The sequence below is a fragment of the Candidatus Protochlamydia sp. W-9 genome, assembly GCF_001950615.1.
GTDB classification, from domain to species: domain Bacteria; phylum Chlamydiota; class Chlamydiia; order Chlamydiales; family Parachlamydiaceae; genus Protochlamydia; species Protochlamydia amoebophila.
This window is the reverse complement of the sequence record NZ_BCPZ01000204.1, coordinates 1-1,699: the sequence shown is the minus strand read 5'-3', so window position 1 is coordinate 1,699 and position 1,699 is coordinate 1. Positions and strand designations below refer to the sequence as shown.

1 protein-coding gene is annotated in these 1,699 nt (G+C 34.0%); it reads right to left on the bottom strand.

Features of this window, described 5'->3' with window-relative positions; genetic code table 11:
- The coding region (locus BU804_RS06385; RefSeq protein ID WP_226996150.1) for a hypothetical protein at positions 1 to 1,512 on the bottom strand (1,512 nt) is incomplete at its 3' end.
- Positions 1,513 to 1,699: the final 187 nt, after the last annotated feature.

The window sequence follows — 1,699 nt, the reverse complement described above, 5'->3', positions numbered from 1 at the left end:
AGCCAAATTCAAATGCTGTAAAGCCACCAAAGGTGCCAAATGGGCTAATCCAGCATCCGTAAAATGGTGGCTGTAACTCAGATCTAAGTGCTGTAAAGCCACTAAAGGTCGCAAGTGTGCTAATCCAGCGTCAGTAAGTTTTTCGCAATAGCTTAGGTCTAAATGCTGTAAAGCCACCAAAGATGCCAAATGCGCTAATCCTGCGTCGGTGATTTTATGGCATTTAGCCAGATTTAAATGCTGCAAAGCCATCAAGGATGCTAAATGGGCTAATCCTGCGTCAGTAAGATTTCTACAACAGCTCAGATCTAAATTTTGCAAACCCATTAAAGGTCTCAAATGGGCTAATCCTGCGTCGGTGATTTTATGGCATTTAGCCAGATTTAAATGCTGCAAAGCCATCAAGGATGCTAAATGGGCTAATCCTGCGTCGGTAAGTTTGTAGCATTCCTGGAGATGTAGTGCTTTTAAATTTTTACAATTTTTTAACGCTAACAGATGGGCGTCAGTCAAAAAGATGTTCTTTGAAAAATTGAGTCTTTCTATTTCATTTGAGAAGTGCTTTAAAATTTTTTCAAATTCAGTTACATGAGAGGCTTGGTTTAATAAAGAACTCACAACTATAAGTTCTAAATAATATTTTAAAGTATTTAATTGGTATTGCTGCGCAAAATTTAAAAGTGCTTTTAATTCCACTAAACTATCTTCGCTGGAGTTAAACGGTTCCAATTTTTGGGATTTGTACGCATCGATCAGCTGTTTTTCTAATTTTTTCCCAGCTTCTGACAGTTGATAATAATCGGCTAGTTGAATGAAAGAAAGGATATCTTCCAAAGGAACAAAAGAAATAGAATATTCCAGGCAATCGAGCAGATGAGTAAACTCTGTTTGAGTTAAAGCAAGAGGATCTTGAAGGGTTTCTCGAAAATTTCCCGACCAAAGACTTTTAAAATAGGGCGATTTTTCCCTTAACAAAGCTAGTTGAGAACATGAGATGTTTAGCGAAGTTTCATCCTGAAATCTCAGTTTAAATTCCTGGGATGAAGAGAAGAGATCCGAAGATTGTGGAGTTATGGATGATTTTATTTTTTTTGGGGAAGTGTTCTTTAAAGCATTTAATTCTTCTGGATTAGCTAAAGAATTTAATAAAAGCTCGTTTTCATCCTCAAGATTATCCATAGTTTCCTGAGTGCGGGTTCTTATTGAAAAAGGAGAGGCATCACGTAGAATTTGACTCGAACTTGTTAACGATATAGATGATGCGAGGCGACTTGCAATAAATTTGGGAATCGTACTTTCTTTTCGTCCCCAAGAAATCTCTCTCCATTGAGACTGAAGCTGCTCTTTTTCGAGATAATTAAAGAATAAGTTGAGGAAGGCCTGAAAAATTGTTTTACACAGCAAACCAATTCGTTCAGAAAATTTTAAATAATTGTTCGATCGAAAATAAGAATGAGTGTCTGCATTAACGAGGAGATTACTAGGATTAACTCTTGGATTATGAATATTCAAAATTACCTTCCAAATTAGTTAAATAATTTTTAAATTATATAGATTTTTGAATAAAAAAATATACAAATAAACATCAGTACAATAGTAATGAAATGAAATATATTTTTAAATAAAAAATAACTTTATCAATTGAAAATTCTTAAAAAATAATTAGAATCTGATAAAGTTTAAAAAAATCTTTAAACTT